At 68.9% G+C, this 5,116-nt stretch carries 5 protein-coding genes; 1 reads left to right on the forward strand and 4 read right to left on the reverse strand.

Features of this window, described 5'->3' with window-relative positions; genetic code table 11:
• Window positions 1-38 precede the first annotated feature (38 nt).
• A complete protein-coding gene (locus QK444_RS32350; protein ID WP_282785859.1) occupies window positions 39-1,205 on the reverse strand; it encodes a low temperature requirement protein A in 1,167 nt (388 codons plus the stop codon).
• 136 nt (window positions 1,206-1,341) lie between these two features.
• Between QK444_RS32350 and QK444_RS32355 the strand changes: the two genes are divergently transcribed.
• Window positions 1,342-2,865, forward strand: a complete 1,524-nt coding sequence (locus tag QK444_RS32355; protein WP_282785860.1) for a multicopper oxidase domain-containing protein — start codon at window positions 1,342-1,344, stop codon at window positions 2,863-2,865.
• 34 nt (window positions 2,866-2,899) lie between these two features.
• On the opposite strand, the gene QK444_RS32360 is transcribed toward QK444_RS32355, so the two are convergent.
• The 3 genes from QK444_RS32360 to QK444_RS32370 all read right to left on the reverse strand — a co-directional run.
• Window positions 2,900-3,604, reverse strand: coding sequence for a flavodoxin family protein (locus QK444_RS32360; RefSeq protein WP_282785861.1), 705 nt, complete (start codon window positions 3,602-3,604; stop codon window positions 2,900-2,902).
• A 6-nt stretch (window positions 3,605-3,610) separates the two neighbouring features.
• Window positions 3,611-4,036, reverse strand: coding sequence for a hypothetical protein (locus QK444_RS32365; protein ID WP_282785862.1), 426 nt, complete (start codon window positions 4,034-4,036; stop codon window positions 3,611-3,613).
• On the reverse strand, window positions 4,033-5,116 hold a 1,084-nt coding region (locus QK444_RS32370), incomplete at its 5' end, for a molybdopterin-dependent oxidoreductase (protein ID WP_349239556.1). The genes QK444_RS32370 and QK444_RS32365, both read right to left, overlap by 4 nt.

Here is a 5,116-nt window from a genome sequence, read left to right on the forward strand (position 1 = left end):
AACCCACCCCGCCGCCGGTTAGAAGCTGAAGCGTTTCACTACTTTTGGGGGCTGGACGGCAGGTAGCGACTGTGCTCACCGCCGCGCACGCCGACGATGTCGTCGGCGATGACGAAACCGTAGGCGACCAGGATCAGCACGGCGAGCTGCCCCCACGCCACCCAGATCACCCCAACGCCCGCGGTCGCCACCGTGGCCAGCGCCGCCAGCAGTCGCCACCACGGCCGCGGCAGTCCGAGTACCAGTCGAAACGCCCACTGCCCCACGAAGAACAGCGCCACCCCGCCCGACAGCGCCAGCGCCGCCGCGGCGGGCAGCCGCTCATTGCCCTCGGCGATGCTCAATTGCAGTCCGGCGGCGGTCATCACGATGCCGATCACGAGCGGAGTCAGCGCGTAACCGTAGGCCAGCACCGCGATCCGGGGCCGTTCGGCCGCGGGCAGGGCGCCCAGCACCTGTTCTCCGCGCTCGTCGTCGAACCCGAAGAAGGCCCACCACAGCACGTACGCGAGAGTCAGTGCGAGCGCGACCATTCCGGCCAGTCCGAAGGTCAGGTCCAGCCCGGCCAGGCCCGAACCCACCGCGAGGATGGACTCACCGATGGCGATGATCACCACCAGTCCGTGTCGCTCGCAGAAGTGGCTGGCCCGGATGACGAATCCACTCGTATCGATGAGGTACGGCGTGACGATCTGCACCACCACCGCCAGCGCCCACAGCGCGTAACGCGGCCAGCCGTGCGTCAGCCCGCCCGCCAGCACGAGTCCGGCCGACAGGCCGTTGAACACGGCCAACCGCACCACCGCCGGGGTGACCGACGCGCCCCCGTTCGAATAGAACAGTCCCGTGTGCACCGTGTTGACGAGCAGATAGCCCAGCCCGAAGGCCAGCCCGGAACCGTGGAACGCCTCGGGAACGGCGAGGGCGATGACGAGGAAGCCGAACATGCCCACCATGAGCCAGGTGCGCCGCACCGAGGTGCTCGGCGCGACCTCGTTGGTGAGCCACACGTACCCGGAGTACATCCACCAGATGACGCCGAACATCAGGGCCACCTGGCCGAATTCCACCCAGCCCGGGTGGTGGGTGTAGACGTGCGAGAGCTGGATGATGGTGAAGACGAAGACCAGGTCGAAGAACAGCTCCAGGGTGGAGACGCGTAGCTGTCCGCCGTCGGCGGCCTCGGTGGGATGCGCACTGCTCACCCGGCGAGAGTAGAGCCATCCGCATGCTGACGCCCGGTGACCCGCGGGCGCGGCGCGTGATTTCAGGGTGTGGTCGGGGGCGATCTCCGGGCCTTGCCGGATGTGGCGTCGACCTGCTGTTTTCTAGCGTCGAGGGATGTCTTCGGTACGCAGGCCGCGCATGCGGCGGATACTCGTCGGCGGTGCGGCGGTTCTCGTGGTCATCATGCTGGCGCTCGCGGGCGGGTTCGCCCGCGTGTATATGACGGCGGACATCTCCACCGTCGGCACGGTGGACTTCGACCGCGAGTTGGCGATACCGCCGCTCGCGCCGTCCCGGGTGGAGGCCGACGGCACGCGCGTATTCGAGCTCGAGATGCGCTCGGGGCAGCGGGAATTCGAACCGGGCGTGGTCACGCCGACCTGGGGTTTCAATGGCGATCACCTCGGTCCGACGCTGCGGGCGCGCCGTGGCGAACAGGTGCGGGTGACCGTGCGCAACGCGCTGCCGGAGGCGTCGTCGGTGCATTGGCACGGCATGCATCTGCCGGCGGAGATGGACGGCGGGCCGCATCAGCCGGTGGCGGCCGGGGCCACCTGGACACCGCACTGGCTGGTCGATCAGCCCGCGGCGACGCTCTGGTACCACCCGCATCCGCACGGGGAGACCGAATCCCATGTGCGGCGCGGGCTGGCGGGCATGTTCCTGCTCGCCGACGACGCCGCCGACGGGTTGGCGTTGCCGCACGAATACGGGGTGAACGATCTGCCGATCATCGTGCAGGACGTGCGTTTTCGTGGTGGCGAGCTGAGTGGAACACACGAGATGTTCCGGGATATCGGATTTCTCGGGGACCGGATCATGGTCAACGGCACGCTGTCGCCGTATCGGGAGGTGGGTGACGAGCTGATCCGGTTGCGCCTGCTCAATGCCTCCACGGCGCGCATCTACAACTTCGGTTTCGCCGACGACCGGCGGTTCGCGCTGGTCGGCACCGACGGCGGACTTCTGGAACGGCCGGTCGAATTGGACCGCGTCCAGCTGTCGCCGGCTGAGCGGGCCGAGATCGTGGTGCGGATGCGGCCCGGGGAGCGAGTGGTGCTGCGGGGCTATCCGCTCGACGCCGGGTTGGACTTCTTCGGTCGCCGCTTCGCGGGCGGTGACGACCGTTTCGACATCCTCCAATTGCGGGCCGCCGAAACCCTGCGCCCCGCACCCGGGTTGCCTGCCGCACTGGTGCCCGCGGCCACACCCGACGGCTCGAAAGCCGTGCGGGAGCGCACGTTCGATATCCGCTTCGCGCAGATCAACGGTCGGCCCATGGATATGAACCGCATCGACGAGACCGTGACCCGGGGCACCACCGAGATCTGGGCGGTGCGCAATGCCGACGGCATGCCGCACAACTTTCATGTGCACGATGTGCAGTTCCGGGTGCTGACGGTGGACGGATCACCACCGCCCGCCGCCCTGCGCGGGCCGAAGGACACCGTGTACATCGCTCCGGGCGCGACCGTGCGGCTCGCCCTGCGTTTCGACGGGCCCGCCGATCCGGATACGCCCTACATGTACCACTGCCATCTGCTCTGGCACGAGGATCTGGGCATGATGGGGCAGTTCGTGGTGGTCGAACCGGGCGGGTCCGCCGGAACGCCGCCACCCCGTCACGGCGGCCACTGACGGAAAGCGGTGACCGCTCATCGATATGCGGGGATCAGCGGTACTCGGGATTCTCGAAGTCGAAGCGGCAGCCCGCATCCCATTCGCTGCGCTGGTTGCCGTGCGCCGGGAAACCGCCCGCGTCCACCAGAATGCGGGCCAGGTGCATGAGATTCCAGGTCATGAACGTGGTGTTGCGGTTGGTGAAGTCGTTGTCCGGGCCGCCGGAGCCGGGATCCAGGTAGGACGGTCCGGGTCCGGCTTCGCCGATCCAGCCCGCGTCGGCCTGCGGCGGGATGCTGTAGCCGATGTGCTGGAGGCTGTAGAGCACGTTCATGGCACAGTGTTTGATGCCGTCCTCATTGCCGGTGATGAGGCAGCCGCCGACCCGCCCGTAGTAGGCGTACTGTCCGGCGTCATTGAGCACGCTGGAGTTGGCGTAGAGCCGCTCGATCACCTGCTTCATGACGGAACTGTTGTCGCCCAACCAGATCGGCCCCGCGAGCACCAGAATATGGGCGTCCATGACCTGCCGTTGCAGGTCGGGCCAGGCGTCGGTCGCCCAGCCGTGCTCGGTCATATCCGGCCAGACGCCGGTGGCGATATCGTGGTCGACGGCGCGGATGTGGGAGACGCTGACCCCGTTCTTCGCCATGATGTGCGCCGACAGGTCGATGAGCCCCTGCGTATTGCTGCGTTCCGGGGATCGTTTCAGCGTGCAGTTGATGAACAGGGCACGCAGGTCGCTGAAATCGGGCATGTACGACTACCTTTCGGGAGTGCCGCGATGGGTGTGGCCGCGGTGGGCGATGACCGTGGCCAGGGCGACCAGGGTCCAGACCGTGACGAGGGCGAGGGTCAGCCCGAGCAGATAGGGCCGGTCGCGAATGGTGGGATTGTCGGCGTTGGCGCCGCCGGGTGCGAGGACCGGCACGGCGATGAGCAGCAGGGTGACGGTGGCGACCGCGCCGCACGCGGCCGGAGCCCAGACGCGCGGCGGCAGCACCCGGCGGGCCGTGGTGCCGATCGCCGCGCACAGTGGCGCGAAGACCGCGTCGTGGACGAGAATGCCGCCCGCGAACCAGAATACGATCGAGATGAGGTCGGTGCGGCTCATCGCCAGCAGGTCGGTGACACCCAGGGCCGCCAGCCACAGGCCGAGCAGCACGAGCACGACGCGGATCGCGGTCACGGCAGCACCTCGATGCGGGACAGCCATTTGGTCTGGAGGACGCCGGGGCGGTTGGGGGCGATGAGGCGGCACGGGTAGCCGTGGTCGAGGTTCAGGTCGGCGTCGCCGATGCGGAGGGCGACGAGGGTGTCGGCGGCGACGGCGTGCGGGCGCGGCAGCACCGACACACGGTAGATGCCGCTGTCCTCCAGCGAGGTGAATCGCACACTGCCGCCGCGGTATTCGCCGACGGTCGCGAGCAGGTCGCGCAGGCGAACTCCGGACCAGCGGGCGGTGGCGCTCCACCCCTCCACACACGTGATCGGCAGCTCGGCCGTGTGCTGCGGCAAGGCCGCCAGTTCGGCCCGGCTGAAGGCGCGACGGCGGTCGCCGACCGCGACGGTGAGGGTGTAGTCGACCGCGGTGGCGCGCTGCTCCACTCCCGCCTCCAGAGCGGTCCGGTTGATCGGAACACCTTGGGGGCCTTCGCCGCTGCGCGGTGCGAGGACGGCGAGGCGGCGCAGGTACGGGATCGTCTGGCCCGCCGTCGACAGGCCCGCCGCCAGTGCGGCGACGGCGGCGGTACCCAGCAGTGCCCGCCGTGAGATGCCCTGGCCCGCAGCCGCTTTGTCGTCGACCGGGCGGCGCAGGGCGGTGCGGATCACCGGCAGCTTCACCGCCAGGTGTACGGCGAGCGCACCCACGGCGACGTAGGCCATGGCGTAGTGCGTGGTAGTGAAGAAGAACCGCCACGGGTAGTTCTGCGCGGTATTGAACAGCCCGGTGACGAGCTGGAAGATCGCCGAACCCACCAGCACCGCGATCGACCCGCGTTCCAGGGCGCGCACCGGGTCGCCGAGCAGGGGGCGGGCGAACAGGCGCGGGTACACCGACCAGAGCTTGACCAGCAGCAGCGGAAGGGCGACGACACCGGATACCACGTGAGCGCCCTGGGTGACCCGGTACAGCCAGACCGGATACGCGGGCCAGGTGAACCAGTGCGGCGGATGCTGGATCCAATGGCTCAGCAGGCCGGTGGCGAAGCAGACGAGTATCGCCGCGCCCAAGGCGATTCCGACCCGCGCGGCCACCTCCGGCCCG

It is taken from the genome of Nocardia sp. CC201C (genome assembly GCF_030010695.1).
Lineage (GTDB): Bacteria > Actinomycetota > Actinomycetes > Mycobacteriales > Mycobacteriaceae > Nocardia > Nocardia otitidiscaviarum.

What these genes read in the sequence shown, in the direction of transcription:
- QK444_RS32355 (WP_282785860.1), top strand. Translation starts at nt 1,342, where the DNA reads ATGTCTTCGGTACGCAGGCCGCGCATGCGGCGGATACTCGTCGGCGGT.
- QK444_RS32360 (WP_282785861.1), bottom strand. Translation starts at nt 3,604, where the DNA reads ATGCCCGATTTCAGCGACCTGCGTGCCCTGTTCATCAACTGCACGCTG.